This is a genomic window from Pseudomonas sp. BO3-4 (genome assembly GCF_034044115.1).
Classification (GTDB): Bacteria; Pseudomonadota; Gammaproteobacteria; order Pseudomonadales; family Pseudomonadaceae; genus Aquipseudomonas; species Aquipseudomonas alloputida.
The window spans coordinates 501,799-515,516 of sequence record NZ_CP139018.1; the positions used below are offsets into that span (position 1 = coordinate 501,799).

The window sequence follows — 13,718 nt, forward strand, 5'->3', positions numbered from 1 at the left end:
GTCTGAAATCCAATGCAAAATCAGCAAATCCGTATCAGGTTGAAGGCTTTCGACCATCGCCTGATCGACCAATCCACCCAGGAAATCGTGGAAACCGCGAAACGTACTGGTGCACAAGTGCGTGGTCCAATTCCACTGCCTACCCGCAAAGAGCGTTTCACCGTTCTGGTTTCCCCGCACGTCAACAAAGACGCGCGTGACCAGTACGAGATTCGCACTCATAAGCGTGTTCTGGACATCGTCCAGCCAACGGATAAAACCGTTGACGCGCTGATGAAGCTTGATCTGGCGGCAGGTGTGGAAGTACAGATCAGCCTCGGCTAAGACTTCGGTCTAGTCGTGTAACGCTCTGAAATGGGCGGCCATAGCGGGTGAAAGCCCCGTACACTCATGAGGTTTACAACATGACTATTGGTGTAATCGGTCGCAAGTGCGGTATGACCCGCATTTTCACCGAAGAAGGTGTCTCCATTCCGGTCACGGTCATTGAGATCGAGCCGAATCGCGTCACCCAGTTCAAAACTGAAGAAACCGATGGCTACCGTGCAGTGCAAGTCACTGTCGGCGAGCGTCGTGCTTCGCGTGTGACTGCCGCTCAGGCAGGCCACTTCGCCAAGGCCAACGTTGCCGCTGGTCGCGGTGTTTGGGAGTTCCGTCTTGAAGAAGGCGATTTCCAGGCTGGCGATCTGATCAAAGCTGAACTCTTCACTGCAGGCCAGCTGGTTGACGTTACTGGTCAGTCCAAAGGTAAAGGCTTCGCCGGTACCATCAAGCGCTGGAACTTCCGTGGTCAGGACAACACCCACGGTAACTCCGTGTCGCACCGTGTTCCTGGTTCCATCGGCCAGTGCCAGACTCCTGGTCGTGTGTTCAAGGGCAAGAAAATGTCCGGTCACATGGGCGCCGAGCGCGTGACTGTTCAGTCCCTGGAAGTAGTTCGCGTAGACGCTGAACGCAACCTGCTGCTGATCAAGGGTGCCGTACCTGGCGCTACTGGCGGCGACGTGGTTGTACGTCCAGCTGTCAAGGCTCGCGGTTAAGGGGAAACTGACATGCAACTTAATGTAAATGACGCTCAGGCGATCGAAGTTTCCGAACTGACTTTCGGTGGCGAATTCAACGAGACGCTGGTTCACCAAGCAGTCGTGGCCTACATGGCCGGCGGCCGTCAGGGCACCAAGCAGCAGAAGACCCGTTCCGACGTGGCTGGTGGCGGTAAGCGCCCATGGCGTCAGAAGGGTACTGGCCGTGCTCGTGCTGGTACCACTCGTGGTCCGATCTGGCGTGGCGGTGGTGTAACCTTCGCAGCTCGCCCTCAAGATCACTCGCAAAAGCTCAACAAGAAGATGTATCGCGCAGCTCTGCGCTCCATCCTCGCTGAGCTGGTGCGTAGCGACCGTCTGGTCGTGGTTCAGGACTTCGCTGTTGAAGCACCGAAAACCAAAGATCTGCTGAACAAGCTGAACGGCATGGGTCTGAGCGACGTATTGATCGTTTCCGACGCTGTTGATCAGAACCTGTACCTGGCTGCTCGTAACCTGCCGCACGTCGATGTACGTGACGTACAAGGTTCCGACCCGGTCAGTCTGATCGCATACGAGAAAGTGTTGATCACTGTCTCGGCCGTGAAGAAATTCGAGGAGCTGCTGGGATGAACCAGGAACGCGTATTCAAAGTCCTCCTTGGCCCGCACGTTTCCGAGAAGGCTACCGTTCTGGCTGAGAAAAAAGGCCAGTTCGTATTCAAGGTTGCTACTGATGCAACCAAGCTGGAAATCAAGAAAGCTGTCGAAGGCCTGTTCAACGTAAAAGTTGAAAACGTGTCGACTGTTAACGTTCTGGGTAAAACCAAGCGTACCGCACGTGGTCTGGGCAAGCGTAATGACTGGAAGAAGGCGATCGTCTCCCTTCAGCCAGGCCAAGATCTCGATTTCAGCAGCAGTGCTGAGTAAGGAAGGGGTGCATCATGGCAATCGTTAAATGCAAACCGACTTCCCCTGGCCGCCGTTTCGTGGTCAAGGTGGTCAACAAGGAGCTGCACAAAGGCGCTCCTCACGCACCGCTGATCGAGAAAAAATCGAAGTCTGGTGGTCGTAACAACAATGGCCGCATTACCACTCGTCACGTTGGTGGTGGTCACAAGCAGCATTACCGTCTGGTCGACTTCCGTCGCAACGACAAAGATGGCATTCCAGCCACTGTCGAGCGTATCGAATACGATCCAAACCGTACTGCTCACATCGCCCTGCTGTGCTACGCAGACGGTGAGCGTCGCTACATCATCGCGCCTAAAGGCGTGAGCGCTGGCGACCAGCTGATCGCAGGTGCCCTGGCCCCAATCAAGGCCGGTAACTCCCTGCAACTGCGCAACATTCCAGTAGGTAGCACCATTCACGGCATCGAACTGAAGCCGGGTAAAGGTGCTCAGATCGCTCGTTCCGCTGGTGCTTCGGCTCAGCTGATCGCTCGCGAAGGTGTCTACGTGACCCTGCGTCTGCGCTCTGGTGAAATGCGTAAAGTCCTGGCTGAGTGCCGTGCGACCCTGGGCGAAGTCTCGAACTCCGAGCACAGCCTGCGTTCGCTGGGTAAAGCTGGTGCCAAACGCTGGCGCGGCGTTCGCCCAACCGTTCGTGGTGTTGCCATGAACCCGGTTGACCACCCACACGGTGGTGGTGAAGGTCGTACCTCCGGTGGTCGTCATCCGGTATCGCCATGGGGCTTCCCAACCAAGGGTGCTAAAACCCGTGGTAATAAGCGTACCGACAACATGATCGTCCGTCGTCGCAAGTAACTAGAGGGATACGACAGTGCCACGTTCTCTGAAAAAAGGTCCTTTTATCGATCTTCACCTGTTGAAGAAGGTCGAAGTGGCGGTGGAGAAGAACGATCGCAAGCCAGTTAAAACCTGGTCGCGCCGTTCGATGATCCTGCCACAAATGGTCGGTCTGACCATCGCGGTTCACAACGGTCGCCAGCATGTTCCAGTTCTCGTGAACGAAGACATGGTCGGCCACAAACTGGGCGAGTTCGCCGGTACCCGCACCTATCGCGGGCACGTGGCTGACAAGAAAGCCAAGCGTTAAGGGGTAAGGAAATGGAAGTAGCCGCTAAGTTGTCGGGCGCTCGCATCTCCGCCCAGAAAGCCCGCTTGGTCGCCGACCAGATTCGCGGGAAGAAGGTGGGCGAAGCGCTCAACCTGTTGGCCTTCAGCAGCAAAAAAGCCGCTGAAATCATGAAGAAAGTCCTCGAGTCGGCCGTAGCCAACGCCGAACACAACGAAGGCGCAGACGTTGATGACCTGAAGGTCTCCACCGTCTTCGTCAACGAAGGGCGTTCGCTGAAGCGCATCATGCCACGTGCCAAAGGCCGTGCTGATCGCATCGTCAAGCGGTCTTGCCATATCACTGTCAAGGTTGCGGACAAGTAACGGAGTCGATCAGATGGGTCAGAAAGTACATCCCACTGGCATTCGCCTGGGAATCGTCAAGGAGCACACCTCCGTCTGGTACGCAGACGGTGCTACTTACGCAGATTACCTGTTGAAGGATCTGAAAACGCGTGAGTACCTCCAAGACAAACTAAAAAGCGCGTCCGTAAGCCGTATCGATATTCATCGTCCGGCTCAAACTGCACGCATCACCATCCACACCGCTCGTCCCGGTATCGTTATCGGTAAGAAAGGTGAAGATGTCGAGAAGCTGCGTCAGGACCTGACCAAGCAGATGGGTGTGCCTGTGCACATCAACATCGAAGAGATCCGCAAGCCGGAACTCGACGCTATGCTGGTTGCGCAGAGCGTAGCTCAGCAGCTGGAACGCCGTGTAATGTTCCGTCGCGCCATGAAGCGCGCGGTACAGAACGCCATGCGTATTGGTGCCAAGGGCATCAAGATCCAGGTGAGCGGTCGTCTCGGCGGTGCTGAGATTGCTCGTACCGAGTGGTATCGCGAAGGTCGTGTGCCTCTGCACACCCTGCGTGCCGATATCGACTACAACACCTACGAAGCTCACACCACTTACGGTGTGATCGGTGTGAAGGTTTGGATCTTCAAAGGCGAAGTTATTGGTGGTCGCCAAGAAGAACTGAAACCACAAGCACCAGCGCCTCGTAAAAAAGCTGCTAAGTAAGGGGTACGCCAAATGTTGCAACCAAAGCGTACAAAATTCCGCAAGCAGATGACTGGCCACAACCGTGGTCTGGCACTGCGCGGTAGCAAAGTCAGCTTCGGCGAATTCGCCCTGAAAGCTGTTGCTCGCGGTCGCCTCACCGCTCGCCAGATCGAGTCCGCACGTCGTGCGCTGACCCGTCACGTTAAGCGTGGCGGTAAGATCTGGATCCGTGTGTTCCCGGACAAGCCGATCTCCAAAAAACCTCTTGAGGTTCGTATGGGTAAAGGTAAGGGCTCCGTGGAATACTGGGTTGCCCAGATCCAGCCAGGCAAAGTCCTGTACGAGATCGAGGGTGTTTCTGAAGAGCTGGCGCGCGAAGCTTTCGCCCTGGCTGCTGCAAAGCTGCCTCTCGCCACCTCCTTTGTTAAGCGGACGGTGATGTGATGAAAGCGAATGAACTTCGTGAAAAATCGGCACAGCAACTGAACGAGCAACTGCTCGGCTTGCTGCGCGACCAGTTCAATCTGCGTATGCAGAAAGCAACTGGCCAGTTGGGGCAGTCGCACCTGCTCTCGCAAGTTAAGCGTGACATCGCTCGCGTGAAAACTGTGCTCAACCAGCAGGCAGGTAAGTGATCATGGCTGAAGCTGAAAAAACCGTCCGTACGCTGACTGGCCGTGTCGTCAGCGACAAAATGGACAAGACCATCACCGTTCTGATCGAGCGTCGCGTAAAGCACCCGATCTACGGTAAATACGTTAAGCGTTCGACTAAGCTGCACGCGCACGACGAAGCCAACCAGTGCAAGATCGGCGACAAGGTTTCCATCCGTGAAACCCGTCCGCTGGCCAAGACCAAGTCCTGGGCACTGGTTGAAGTCCTCGAACGCGCTGTTGAAGTCTAAGGGCTAGGGGTCGGAGAAATTTTATGATTCAGACTCAATCCATGCTCGATGTGGCCGATAACAGCGGCGCTCGTCGCGTCATGTGCATCAAGGTACTCGGCGGTTCGCACCGCCGTTACGCCGGTATCGGTGACATCATCAAAGTAACCGTCAAGGAAGCAATTCCGCGCGGTAAGGTCAAAAAAGGCCAGGTGATGACCGCTGTCGTCGTACGTACCCGTCATGGTGTTCGTCGCGCTGACGGTTCCATCATTCGTTTCGACGGCAACGCTGCTGTTCTGCTGAACAACAAGCAAGAGCCGATCGGCACTCGCATCTTCGGGCCAGTGACCCGTGAACTTCGTACTGAGAAGTTCATGAAGATCGTCTCGCTCGCCCCTGAAGTGCTGTAAGGAGATCCGACATGCAAAAGATTCGTCGTGACGACGAGATCATCGTGATCGCCGGCAAAGACAAAGGTAAGCGCGGTAAGGTGCTGAAGGTTCTGGCTGATGACCGTCTGGTTATCGGTGGCGTGAACCTGGTCAAGCGTCATACCAAGCCTAACCCGATGGCGGGCGTACAGGGCGGTATCGTCGAGAAAGAAGCGCCTCTGCACGCTTCCAACGTTGCCATCTTCAACGGTGAAACCAACAAGGCTGACCGCGTTGGTTTCAAAGTAGAAGACGGTAAAAAAATTCGTGTCTTCAAGTCGACCCAAAAAGCGGTTGATGCTTGAACACTGCTAGGTAGAAGACCATGGCACGACTGAAAGAGATTTACCGGAACGAAATCGCTCCTAAGCTTAAGGAAGAACTTAAGCTGTCGAACGTGATGGAAGTTCCGCGCGTTACCAAGATCACCCTGAACATGGGTCTGGGCGAAGCGATCGGCGACAAGAAAGTCATCGAGCACGCTGTTGCCGACCTGGAAAAGATCACCGGTCAAAAGCCGGTCGTGACTTTCGCTCGCAAATCCATCGCTGGCTTCAAAGTCCGCGAAGGCTGGCCGATCGGCGTCAAGGTGACCCTGCGTAGCGACAAGATGTACGAATTCCTGGACCGCCTGCTGGCGATCTCCCTGCCTCGGGTTCGCGACTTCCGCGGCCTGAATGCCAAGTCCTTCGATGGTCGTGGCAACTACAGCATGGGCGTGAAAGAGCAGATCATCTTCCCGGAAATCGACTACGACAAGATCGATGCTCTGCGCGGTTTGGACATCACCCTGACCACCACTGCTCGTTCGGACGACGAAGGCCGCGCTCTGCTGCGTGCTTTCAAGTTCCCGTTCCGCAACTGATTGGAGTAGGAAAATGGCCAAGAAGAGCATGAAAAACCGCGAGCTGAAGCGTCAGCTCACGGTAGCAAAGTTCGCCAAGAAGCGTGCTGAGCTGAAAGCGACCATCGTCAACCTGAACGCCTCTCCAGAAGAGCGTTTCGCTGCCGTTGTCGCTCTGCAGAAGCAGCCACGCGACGCTAGCGCCTCGCGCCTGCGCAACCGTTGCCGCCTGACCGGTCGTCCTCACGGTGTATACCGTAAGTTCGGCCTGGGCCGTAACATGCTGCGTCAAGCTGCAATGCGCGGTGACGTACCAGGCCTGGTCAAGGCCTCCTGGTAATCGCTGCAGGCAAGGCACGGGTGGAAGGAGAGCAATCTTCCGACCGCCGGTGACCTTGCCAACAAACAAGCCCCTATATGGGGCTTGTTTCGTTTCTGCCTTGTGTCTAGAATGACCGGCTCACCTGAGCCTGGGTTTTTGCCCAAACCGTTCGGGTGGTTGTCATAGCCGCAAGGCTAATAATTCTTGTATCAGGAGCATCTAGCCCATGAGTATGCAGGACCCGTTAGCGGACATGCTAACTCGCATCCGTAATGCCCAGATGGCTGAAAAGTCCGTCGTAAGCATGCCTTCCTCTACCCTGAAGGTCGCGGTTGCCAAAGTTCTGAAGGACGAAGGTTACATCGCTGGCTACCAGGTAACTGGTGAGGCCAAGCCTTCCCTGTCGATCGAACTGAAGTACTTCGAAGGCCGTCCGGTCATCGAGGAACTGAAGCGCTCCAGCCGTCCAGGCCTGCGCCAGTACAAGGCCGTCACCGATCTGCCGAAAGTACGTGGCGGTCTGGGCGTGTCTATCGTCTCCACCAACAAAGGTGTGATGACTGATCGCGCTGCGCGCGCTGCCGGTGTCGGCGGCGAAGTTCTGTGCACAGTGTTCTAAGGGGGGATAGACATGTCTCGCGTCGCTAAGAACCCCGTTAAGCTGCCATCCGGTGTCGAAGTCAAATTCGCCGGCCAGCAGCTTTCGGTGAAGGGTGCCAAAGGTACTCTCGAACTGAACGTTCACTCGTCTGTTGAAGTTACCGAAGAGTCTGGTGAGCTGCGTTTCGTCGCTCGCAATGGTGACCAGCAAGCTCGTGCCATGGCCGGTACCACCCGCGCTCTGGTCAACAACATGGTCCAAGGCGTAAGCCAAGGCTTCGAGCGCAAGCTCCAGCTGGTCGGTGTTGGTTACAAGGCACAGGCTAAAGGCACCGTCCTGAACCTGGCCCTGGGCTTCTCTCACCCAGTGGACTACGAACTGCCAGCCGGTATCACCGCTGAAACACCTAGCCAGACCGACATCCTGATCAAGGGTATCGACAAGCAGCTGGTAGGTCAGGTGGCCGCTGAAATCCGCGACTTCCGTCCGCCAGAGCCTTACAAAGGTAAAGGTGTGCGTTACGCGGACGAAGTAGTCCGTCGTAAAGAAGCCAAGAAGAAGTAGGGCCTAGTAAATGACCGACAAAAAAGTTATTCGACTGCGTCGCGCTCGCAAAGCACGTCTCAAGATGCACGAACTCGAAGTCGTGCGCCTGTGCGTGTTCCGCTCCTCGCAGCACATCTACGCCCAGGTCATTTCGGCCGACGGCAGCAAGGTTCTGGCAAGCGCCTCGACCTTGGACAAAGACCTGCGTGATGGCGCCACTGGCAACATCGACGCGGCCACTAAGGTTGGCAAGCTGGTAGCTGAGCGTGCGAAAGCCGCCGGTGTATCTCAAGTTGCCTTTGACCGTTCCGGCTTCAAGTACCATGGCCGCGTCAAAGCGCTGGCTGATGCTGCTCGTGAAGGCGGGCTGGAGTTCTAAGTTATGGCAAATAACGATCAAAAGCGCGACGAAGGCTACATCGAGAAGCTGGTTCAAGTTAACCGCGTTGCCAAAACCGTAAAAGGCGGCCGTATCTTCACCTTCACCGCGCTGACCGTGGTTGGTGATGGTAAAGGTCGTGTTGGCTTCGGCCGTGGCAAGTCGCGCGAAGTACCAGCCGCGATCCAGAAGGCCATGGAAGCTGCTCGCCGCAACATGATCCAGGTTGACCTGAAGGGCACCACCCTGCAGTACGCCACCAAGGCTGCCCACGGCGCCTCGAAGGTTTACATGCAGCCTGCCTCGGAAGGTACCGGTATCATCGCCGGTGGCGCAATGCGTGCTGTCCTGGAAGTTGCTGGTGTTCAGAACGTTCTGGCCAAGTGCTACGGTTCGACCAACCCAGTGAACGTGGTTTACGCCACCTTCAAGGGTCTGAAAGCCATGCAATCTCCTGAATCCATTGCCGCCAAGCGTGGCAAGAGCGTCGAGGAGATCTTCTGATCATGGCAACCGTAAAAGTAACGCTGATCAAGAGCGTCTCGGGCCGTCTGCCTAACCACAAGCTGTGTGTTAAAGGCCTGGGTCTGCGTCGCATCGGTCACACTGTAGAAGTCCAGGATACTCCCGAGAACCGCGGGATGATCAACAAGGCTTACTACATGCTGAAGGTCGAGGGCTAATCGATGAAACTCAATGATCTGAGTCCAGCGCCGGGTTCCCGTCGCGAGAAGCATCGTCCAGGTCGTGGTATCGGTAGCGGTCTGGGTAAGACCGGCGGCCGTGGCCACAAAGGTCAGACTTCCCGTTCGGGTGGTTCGATCGCTCCTGGCTTCGAAGGCGGTCAACAGCCGCTGCACCGTCGCCTGCCGAAGTTCGGCTTCGTTTCCCTGAAAGCCATGGACCGCGCTGAAGTGCGTCTGTCCGAGTTGGCCAAAGTGGAAGGCGACGTGATCTCCGTGCAATCCCTGAAGGATGCCAACGTGATCAACCAGCACATTCAGCGTGTGAAAATCATGCTGTCTGGCGAAGTTACTCGCGCAGTCACCATCAAGGGTATCGCAGCCACCAAGGGTGCGCGTGCGGCTATCGAAGCAGCTGGCGGCAAATTCGAGGAATAAATGGCTAAGCAAGGTGCTCTCTCTTCGCTCGGTAAGGGCGGGATGTCGGAACTCTGGGCTCGTCTGCGCTTTCTGTTCATGGCGATCATCGTCTATCGGATAGGTGCGCATATCCCGGTTCCCGGCATCAATCCGGACCGTCTGGCGGATCTGTTTCGGCAGAATGAGGGGACCATTCTTAGCTTGTTCAACATGTTTTCCGGTGGCGCGCTCGAGCGCATGAGCATCTTTGCACTGGGGATCATGCCGTACATCTCGGCATCGATCATCATGCAGTTGATGACGGCGGTCAGCCCGCAACTGGAGCAGTTGAAGAAGGAAGGTGAAGCTGGCCGTCGCAAGATCAGCCAGTACACCCGCTACGGCACCGTTATCCTGGCACTGGTCCAAGCCATTGGCATGTCCATTGGCCTGGCCAACCAGGGCGTGGCGTTTTCTGCAGGCCTGGGCTTCCACGTCGTCGCTGTTTCCACTTTCGTGGCAGGCGCGATGTTCATGATGTGGCTGGGCGAGCAGATCACCGAGCGCGGTGTGGGCAACGGTATCTCGATGTTGATCTTCGCAGGTATCGTTGCCGGTCTTCCGAGAGCAATCGGGCAGTCTTTCGAGTCTGCACGCACAGGCGATATCAACATTTTCGCCTTGGTCGCCATCGGTTTGCTGGCAGTAGCGATTATCGGTTTTGTGGTGTTCATTGAGCGTGGTCAGCGTCGTATCGCCGTTCATTACGCCAAGCGTCAGCAGGGCCGCAAGGTCTTCGCTGCGCAGACTAGCCACTTGCCGCTGAAGGTGAACATGGCGGGGGTTATCCCGGCCATTTTCGCGAGCAGCATTCTGCTGTTCCCGGCTTCGCTGGGTGCCTGGTTTGGTCAGTCCGAAGGTATGGGCTGGCTGCAGGACATCTCGCAGTCGATCGCTCCTGGTCAGCCGTTGAACATTCTGCTGTTTAGTGCAGGGATCATTTTCTTCTGCTTCTTCTACACAGCGTTGATGTTCAACCCGAAAGACGTAGCGGAAAACCTGAAGAAGTCCGGTGCCTTTATTCCGGGTATCCGTCCTGGTGAGCAGTCGGCGCGCTACATTGATGGCGTTCTGACCCGTTTGACCATGTTCGGTGCTCTTTACATGATGGCCGTCTGCCTTCTGCCCCAGTTCCTGGTGGTGGCAGCAAATGTGCCGTTCTACCTTGGCGGGACCTCGTTGCTGATTGTGGTAGTGGTTGTGATGGACTTCATGTCCCAAGTACAATCGCACCTCGTTTCGCACCAGTACGAATCCCTGATGAAGAAAGCCAACCTGAAAGGCTACGGTGGCAGCGGTTTGCTGCGCTGATACGCCCCTAAGGTTCGAGGAGTCGGTAATGAAAGTTCGTGCATCGGTGAAAAAGCTGTGCCGTAACTGCAAGATCATCCGTCGCGAAGGCGTCGTACGAGTGATCTGCAGCGCGGAACCGCGTCACAAACAGCGCCAAGGCTGAGTGTGATCTGCGCTTCAAACCCAGCAGCTAGTGTGCTGCTGGGTTGATTATTCGTTTCTACAGCGATATTATCTCGCGCCCTATTTCTTGGCTTCCGGGGCGTAGGTAGCTGTCAATTGGAGTCCCACTGAATGGCCCGTATTGCAGGCGTCAACATTCCAGATAACAAGCATACTGTTATCTCGCTGACCTACATCTATGGTGTCGGTCGCACAACTGCACAGAAGATTTGTGCAGACGCTGGTGTAAACCCAGCCGCTAAGATCAAGGATCTGAGCGACGAGCAAATCGAAACCCTGCGTGGCGAAGTCGCGAAGTTCACCACCGAAGGTGACCTGCGTCGTGACATCAACATGAAGATCAAGCGCTTGATGGACCTGGGTTGCTACCGCGGCCTGCGTCATCGTAAAGGTCTGCCGGTTCGCGGTCAGCGCACCAAGACCAACGCACGCACCCGTAAGGGCCCGCGTAAGCCGATCCGCAAGTAATCGCCCAGGAATATAGACATGGCAAAACCTGCTGCTCGTCCTCGTAAGAAAGTCAAAAAGACAGTGGTTGATGGCATCGCCCACATCCATGCTTCTTTCAACAACACCATCGTGACCATCACCGACCGTCAGGGCAATGCTTTGTCCTGGGCGACCTCCGGTGGTTCGGGTTTCCGTGGTTCGCGCAAATCCACCCCGTTCGCAGCTCAGATCGCTGCTGAGCGTGCTGGTCAAGCTGCGCTGGAATACGGTCTGAAGAACCTCGACGTTAACGTCAAGGGTCCAGGTCCAGGTCGTGAGTCCGCCGTTCGTGCATTGAACAGCTGCGGCTACAAGATCGCCAGCATCACCGACGTGACGCCAATCCCGCACAACGGGTGCCGTCCGCCGAAGAAGCGTCGCGTGTAATCAGGAGACAGAAGAATGGCACGTTACATTGGTCCAAAATGCAAACTGTCTCGTCGTGAAGGCACCGATCTGTTCCTGAAGAGCGGCGTTCGCGCTCTGGAATCGAAGTGCAATATCGAAGCAGCCCCAGGTATCCACGGCCAGCGCCGTGGCCGTCAGTCCGACTACGGCACCCAGCTGCGTGAGAAACAAAAAGTCCGTCGTATCTACGGTGTTCTGGAGCGTCAGTTCCGCGGTTACTACCAAGCTGCTGCCTCGAAAAAAGGCGCAACCGGTGAGAACCTGCTGCAACTGCTCGAGTGCCGTCTGGATAACGTCGTTTACCGTATGGGCTTCGGCTCGACTCGTTCCGAGTCCCGTCAGCTGGTTTCGCACAAAGCGATCAGCGTCAACGGTAAGACTGTAAACATTCCATCCTACCAAGTTCGTCCGGGTGACGTGGTCGCAGTCCGCGAGAAATCGCTGGGCCAGTTGCGCATTGTTCAAGCCCTTGAACTGTGCGCCCAGCGTGGCCGCGTTGAGTGGGTTGACGTGGATGCTGCTAAAAAGTCGGGCGTTTTCAAGAACGTTCCTGCTCGCAGCGACCTGTCTGCCGACATCAACGAAAACCTGATTGTCGAGCTCTACTCCAAGTAAGGGCTAGAAAATAGGTGCATCCATGCAGATTTCGGTAAATGAGTTCCTGACTCCCCGCCACATTGATGTGCAGGTAGTCAGTCCGACCCGCGCCAAAATTACGCTCGAGCCTCTCGAGCGTGGTTTCGGCCATACCCTGGGCAACGCGCTGCGCCGCATCCTGTTGTCCTCCATGCCTGGCTGTGCAGTAGTCGAGGCCGAGATCGATGGCGTACTCCATGAGTACTCCGCGATCGAAGGTGTTCAGGAAGACGTAATTGAAATCCTGTTGAACCTGAAAGGTCTCGCTATCAAACTGCATGGTCGTGACGAAGTTACGCTGACCTTGTCGAAAAAGGGTTCGGGGGTGGTTACCGCTGCCGATATTCAGCTGGATCACGATGTCGAGATCGTCAACCCCGATCACGTAATCGCGAACCTGGCGTCGAACGGCGCTCTGAACATGAAGCTCACTGTAGCTCGTGGTCGTGGTTACGAGCCGGCCGACTCCCGTCAAACCGACGAAGACGAAAGCCGTAGCATTGGCCGTCTGCAGTTGGACGCCTCCTTCAGCCCGGTGCGTCGTATCGCCTATGTGGTCGAGAACGCCCGTGTTGAACAGCGTACCAACCTGGACAAACTGGTCATTGATCTGGAAACCAACGGCACCCTGGATCCTGAAGAGGCTATCCGCCGCGCTGCGACCATTCTGCAACAGCAGCTGGCCGCGTTCGTCGACCTCAAAGGTGACAGCGAGCCTGTCGTAGTCGAGCAGGAAGACGAGATCGATCCGATCCTGCTGCGTCCGGTTGACGACCTGGAACTGACTGTACGTTCGGCCAACTGCCTCAAGGCGGAGAACATCTATTACATCGGCGACCTGATTCAGCGTACCGAAGTAGAGCTGTTGAAGACTCCTAACCTGGGTAAGAAGTCCCTGACTGAAATCAAGGACGTTCTGGCCTCTCGTGGTCTGTCTCTCGGCATGCGCCTCGACAACTGGCCGCCTGCAAGTCTTAAGAAAGACGACAAGGCGACCGCCTGATCGTCGTAATCACCGAACGTAGTGTTTGGTAAGGAATGAATCATGCGTCATCGTAAAAGTGGACGTCACCTGAGCCGTACCAGCTCTCACCGCAAGGCTATGTTCCAGAACATGGCAGTGTCGCTGATCGAGCACGAGCTGATCAAAACCACCCTGCCGAAAGCCAAGGAACTGCGCCGCGTTGCCGAGCCGCTGATCACCCTGGCCAAGGAAGACAGCGTTGCTAACCGTCGTCTGGCCTTCGACCGTACCCGTTCGAAGTCCGCTGTTGGCAAACTGTTCAACGACCTGGGCAAGCGTTACGCCACCCGTCAGGGCGGCTACCTGCGCATCCTGAAGTGCGGTTTCCGCGCTGGCGACAACGCGCCTATGGCGTACGTCGAGCTGGTTGATCGTCCGGTCGGCGGTGCTGTAGAAGCTGCTGAGTAAGACGTTCTGTCTGCTACA

28 protein-coding genes are annotated in these 13,718 nt (G+C 56.2%); all 28 read left to right on the forward strand.

Annotated elements, in window-relative coordinates; all coding sequences use genetic code 11:
* Window positions 1–12: 12 nt before the first annotated feature.
* Window positions 13–324, forward strand: a complete 312-nt coding sequence (rpsJ, locus tag REH59_RS02220) for a 30S ribosomal protein S10 (protein WP_003186070.1) — start codon at window positions 13–15, stop codon at window positions 322–324.
* An 80-nt stretch (window positions 325–404) separates the two neighbouring features.
* A complete protein-coding gene (gene rplC, locus REH59_RS02225) occupies window positions 405–1,040 on the forward strand; it encodes a 50S ribosomal protein L3 (RefSeq protein ID WP_003255486.1) in 636 nt (211 codons plus the stop codon).
* Window positions 1,041–1,052: 12 nt separating this feature from the next.
* Complete coding sequence (rplD, locus tag REH59_RS02230) at window positions 1,053–1,655, forward strand: 50S ribosomal protein L4 (RefSeq protein ID WP_003255485.1); 603 nt, start codon at window positions 1,053–1,055, stop codon at window positions 1,653–1,655.
* Complete coding sequence (rplW, locus tag REH59_RS02235) at window positions 1,652–1,951, forward strand: 50S ribosomal protein L23 (RefSeq protein WP_003255484.1); 300 nt, start codon at window positions 1,652–1,654, stop codon at window positions 1,949–1,951. The genes rplD and rplW overlap by 4 nt, the downstream gene beginning before the upstream one ends.
* Before the next feature lie 14 nt (window positions 1,952–1,965).
* Complete coding sequence (rplB, locus tag REH59_RS02240) at window positions 1,966–2,790, forward strand: 50S ribosomal protein L2 (protein ID WP_003255483.1); 825 nt, start codon at window positions 1,966–1,968, stop codon at window positions 2,788–2,790.
* Between the two features lie 16 nt (window positions 2,791–2,806).
* The gene (gene rpsS / locus REH59_RS02245; protein WP_003255482.1) at window positions 2,807–3,082 is read left to right on the forward strand and encodes a 30S ribosomal protein S19; all 276 of its coding nucleotides are present in this window, start codon (window positions 2,807–2,809) and stop codon (window positions 3,080–3,082) included.
* 11 nt (window positions 3,083–3,093) lie between these two features.
* Window positions 3,094–3,426, forward strand: coding sequence for a 50S ribosomal protein L22 (rplV, locus tag REH59_RS02250; RefSeq protein ID WP_003103908.1), 333 nt, complete (start codon window positions 3,094–3,096; stop codon window positions 3,424–3,426).
* A 13-nt stretch (window positions 3,427–3,439) separates the two neighbouring features.
* Entirely contained in the window at window positions 3,440–4,126 is a 687-nt protein-coding gene (gene rpsC, locus REH59_RS02255; RefSeq protein ID WP_003255481.1) for a 30S ribosomal protein S3, read from the forward strand.
* A 12-nt stretch (window positions 4,127–4,138) separates the two neighbouring features.
* Complete coding sequence (gene rplP, locus REH59_RS02260) at window positions 4,139–4,552, forward strand: 50S ribosomal protein L16 (protein WP_003255479.1); 414 nt, start codon at window positions 4,139–4,141, stop codon at window positions 4,550–4,552.
* The gene (gene rpmC, locus REH59_RS02265; protein WP_002555481.1) at window positions 4,552–4,743 is read left to right on the forward strand and encodes a 50S ribosomal protein L29; all 192 of its coding nucleotides are present in this window, start codon (window positions 4,552–4,554) and stop codon (window positions 4,741–4,743) included. Before rplP ends, rpmC begins: the two co-directional genes overlap by 1 nt.
* A 2-nt stretch (window positions 4,744–4,745) precedes the next feature.
* The gene (rpsQ, locus tag REH59_RS02270) at window positions 4,746–5,012 is read left to right on the forward strand and encodes a 30S ribosomal protein S17 (protein WP_003255478.1); all 267 of its coding nucleotides are present in this window, start codon (window positions 4,746–4,748) and stop codon (window positions 5,010–5,012) included.
* Window positions 5,013–5,035: 23 nt separating this feature from the next.
* Entirely contained in the window at window positions 5,036–5,404 is a 369-nt protein-coding gene (gene rplN / locus REH59_RS02275) for a 50S ribosomal protein L14 (RefSeq protein ID WP_002555479.1), read from the forward strand.
* 11 nt (window positions 5,405–5,415) lie between these two features.
* Window positions 5,416–5,730 (forward strand): 50S ribosomal protein L24, encoded by a 315-nt coding sequence (gene rplX, locus REH59_RS02280; protein WP_003255476.1) that lies wholly within the window; start codon window positions 5,416–5,418, stop codon window positions 5,728–5,730.
* A 20-nt stretch (window positions 5,731–5,750) separates the two neighbouring features.
* Complete coding sequence (rplE, locus tag REH59_RS02285; protein ID WP_003255474.1) at window positions 5,751–6,290, forward strand: 50S ribosomal protein L5; 540 nt, start codon at window positions 5,751–5,753, stop codon at window positions 6,288–6,290.
* Between the two features lie 13 nt (window positions 6,291–6,303).
* Entirely contained in the window at window positions 6,304–6,609 is a 306-nt protein-coding gene (gene rpsN / locus REH59_RS02290; protein WP_003255472.1) for a 30S ribosomal protein S14, read from the forward strand.
* Window positions 6,610–6,817: 208 nt separating this feature from the next.
* Complete coding sequence (rpsH, locus tag REH59_RS02295) at window positions 6,818–7,210, forward strand: 30S ribosomal protein S8 (RefSeq protein WP_003255471.1); 393 nt, start codon at window positions 6,818–6,820, stop codon at window positions 7,208–7,210.
* Window positions 7,211–7,222: 12 nt separating this feature from the next.
* Complete coding sequence (gene rplF, locus REH59_RS02300) at window positions 7,223–7,756, forward strand: 50S ribosomal protein L6 (RefSeq protein ID WP_003255469.1); 534 nt, start codon at window positions 7,223–7,225, stop codon at window positions 7,754–7,756.
* Between the two features lie 10 nt (window positions 7,757–7,766).
* The gene (rplR, locus tag REH59_RS02305) at window positions 7,767–8,117 is read left to right on the forward strand and encodes a 50S ribosomal protein L18 (protein ID WP_003255467.1); all 351 of its coding nucleotides are present in this window, start codon (window positions 7,767–7,769) and stop codon (window positions 8,115–8,117) included.
* 3 nt (window positions 8,118–8,120) lie between these two features.
* On the forward strand, window positions 8,121–8,621 hold the full coding sequence (gene rpsE, locus REH59_RS02310; RefSeq protein WP_003255465.1) for a 30S ribosomal protein S5: 501 nt from the start codon (window positions 8,121–8,123) through the stop codon (window positions 8,619–8,621).
* Between the two features lie 2 nt (window positions 8,622–8,623).
* Window positions 8,624–8,800 carry a 50S ribosomal protein L30 gene (gene rpmD / locus REH59_RS02315; RefSeq protein ID WP_003255463.1) on the forward strand — a complete coding sequence of 59 codons (177 nt, stop codon included), beginning with the start codon at window positions 8,624–8,626 and terminating at the stop codon, window positions 8,798–8,800.
* A gap of 3 nt (window positions 8,801–8,803) precedes the next feature.
* On the forward strand, window positions 8,804–9,238 hold the full coding sequence (gene rplO / locus REH59_RS02320) for a 50S ribosomal protein L15 (protein ID WP_003255461.1): 435 nt from the start codon (window positions 8,804–8,806) through the stop codon (window positions 9,236–9,238).
* Window positions 9,239–10,570, forward strand: coding sequence for a preprotein translocase subunit SecY (gene secY / locus REH59_RS02325; RefSeq protein ID WP_003255459.1), 1,332 nt, complete (start codon window positions 9,239–9,241; stop codon window positions 10,568–10,570). It abuts the gene before it with no gap.
* Between the two features lie 28 nt (window positions 10,571–10,598).
* On the forward strand, window positions 10,599–10,715 hold the full coding sequence (rpmJ, locus tag REH59_RS02330) for a 50S ribosomal protein L36 (RefSeq protein ID WP_002555468.1): 117 nt from the start codon (window positions 10,599–10,601) through the stop codon (window positions 10,713–10,715).
* 131 nt (window positions 10,716–10,846) lie between these two features.
* Window positions 10,847–11,203: a 30S ribosomal protein S13 gene (gene rpsM, locus REH59_RS02335; protein WP_003255457.1), complete on the forward strand. Its 357-nt coding sequence runs from the start codon at window positions 10,847–10,849 to the stop codon at window positions 11,201–11,203.
* Window positions 11,204–11,221: 18 nt separating this feature from the next.
* Window positions 11,222–11,611 carry a 30S ribosomal protein S11 gene (rpsK, locus tag REH59_RS02340; protein ID WP_003255454.1) on the forward strand — a complete coding sequence of 130 codons (390 nt, stop codon included), beginning with the start codon at window positions 11,222–11,224 and terminating at the stop codon, window positions 11,609–11,611.
* Between the two features lie 15 nt (window positions 11,612–11,626).
* Complete coding sequence (rpsD, locus tag REH59_RS02345; RefSeq protein WP_003255453.1) at window positions 11,627–12,247, forward strand: 30S ribosomal protein S4; 621 nt, start codon at window positions 11,627–11,629, stop codon at window positions 12,245–12,247.
* Between the two features lie 22 nt (window positions 12,248–12,269).
* Complete coding sequence (locus REH59_RS02350; RefSeq protein WP_003255452.1) at window positions 12,270–13,271, forward strand: DNA-directed RNA polymerase subunit alpha; 1,002 nt, start codon at window positions 12,270–12,272, stop codon at window positions 13,269–13,271.
* Window positions 13,272–13,313: 42 nt separating this feature from the next.
* Window positions 13,314–13,700: a 50S ribosomal protein L17 gene (gene rplQ / locus REH59_RS02355; RefSeq protein ID WP_003255451.1), complete on the forward strand. Its 387-nt coding sequence runs from the start codon at window positions 13,314–13,316 to the stop codon at window positions 13,698–13,700.
* The last annotated feature ends 18 nt before the right edge of the window (window positions 13,701–13,718 follow it).

Bases quoted from the DNA above. Each gene is read 5' to 3' on its own strand.
- rpsK (WP_003255454.1), top strand. From the start codon at position 11,222: ATGGCAAAACCTGCTGCTCGTCCTCGTAAGAAAGTCAAAAAGACAGTG.
- rplD (WP_003255485.1), top strand. From the start codon at position 1,053: ATGCAACTTAATGTAAATGACGCTCAGGCGATCGAAGTTTCCGAACTG.
- rpsM (WP_003255457.1), top strand. From the start codon at position 10,847: ATGGCCCGTATTGCAGGCGTCAACATTCCAGATAACAAGCATACTGTT.
- rpsN (WP_003255472.1), top strand. From the start codon at position 6,304: ATGGCCAAGAAGAGCATGAAAAACCGCGAGCTGAAGCGTCAGCTCACG.
- rplP (WP_003255479.1), top strand. From the start codon at position 4,139: ATGTTGCAACCAAAGCGTACAAAATTCCGCAAGCAGATGACTGGCCAC.
- rpsD (WP_003255453.1), top strand. From the start codon at position 11,627: ATGGCACGTTACATTGGTCCAAAATGCAAACTGTCTCGTCGTGAAGGC.
- rplE (WP_003255474.1), top strand. From the start codon at position 5,751: ATGGCACGACTGAAAGAGATTTACCGGAACGAAATCGCTCCTAAGCTT.
- rplV (WP_003103908.1), top strand. From the start codon at position 3,094: ATGGAAGTAGCCGCTAAGTTGTCGGGCGCTCGCATCTCCGCCCAGAAA.
- rplX (WP_003255476.1), top strand. From the start codon at position 5,416: ATGCAAAAGATTCGTCGTGACGACGAGATCATCGTGATCGCCGGCAAA.
- rpmJ (WP_002555468.1), top strand. From the start codon at position 10,599: ATGAAAGTTCGTGCATCGGTGAAAAAGCTGTGCCGTAACTGCAAGATC.
- secY (WP_003255459.1), top strand. From the start codon at position 9,239: ATGGCTAAGCAAGGTGCTCTCTCTTCGCTCGGTAAGGGCGGGATGTCG.
- rpsH (WP_003255471.1), top strand. From the start codon at position 6,818: ATGAGTATGCAGGACCCGTTAGCGGACATGCTAACTCGCATCCGTAAT.
- rplB (WP_003255483.1), top strand. From the start codon at position 1,966: ATGGCAATCGTTAAATGCAAACCGACTTCCCCTGGCCGCCGTTTCGTG.
- rplF (WP_003255469.1), top strand. From the start codon at position 7,223: ATGTCTCGCGTCGCTAAGAACCCCGTTAAGCTGCCATCCGGTGTCGAA.
- rpmD (WP_003255463.1), top strand. From the start codon at position 8,624: ATGGCAACCGTAAAAGTAACGCTGATCAAGAGCGTCTCGGGCCGTCTG.
- rpsJ (WP_003186070.1), top strand. From the start codon at position 13: ATGCAAAATCAGCAAATCCGTATCAGGTTGAAGGCTTTCGACCATCGC.
- rpmC (WP_002555481.1), top strand. From the start codon at position 4,552: ATGAAAGCGAATGAACTTCGTGAAAAATCGGCACAGCAACTGAACGAG.
- rplR (WP_003255467.1), top strand. From the start codon at position 7,767: ATGACCGACAAAAAAGTTATTCGACTGCGTCGCGCTCGCAAAGCACGT.
- rplW (WP_003255484.1), top strand. From the start codon at position 1,652: ATGAACCAGGAACGCGTATTCAAAGTCCTCCTTGGCCCGCACGTTTCC.
- rplN (WP_002555479.1), top strand. From the start codon at position 5,036: ATGATTCAGACTCAATCCATGCTCGATGTGGCCGATAACAGCGGCGCT.
- rpsE (WP_003255465.1), top strand. From the start codon at position 8,121: ATGGCAAATAACGATCAAAAGCGCGACGAAGGCTACATCGAGAAGCTG.
- REH59_RS02350 (WP_003255452.1), top strand. From the start codon at position 12,270: ATGCAGATTTCGGTAAATGAGTTCCTGACTCCCCGCCACATTGATGTG.
- rpsQ (WP_003255478.1), top strand. From the start codon at position 4,746: ATGGCTGAAGCTGAAAAAACCGTCCGTACGCTGACTGGCCGTGTCGTC.
- rplQ (WP_003255451.1), top strand. From the start codon at position 13,314: ATGCGTCATCGTAAAAGTGGACGTCACCTGAGCCGTACCAGCTCTCAC.
- rplC (WP_003255486.1), top strand. From the start codon at position 405: ATGACTATTGGTGTAATCGGTCGCAAGTGCGGTATGACCCGCATTTTC.
- rplO (WP_003255461.1), top strand. From the start codon at position 8,804: ATGAAACTCAATGATCTGAGTCCAGCGCCGGGTTCCCGTCGCGAGAAG.
- rpsC (WP_003255481.1), top strand. From the start codon at position 3,440: ATGGGTCAGAAAGTACATCCCACTGGCATTCGCCTGGGAATCGTCAAG.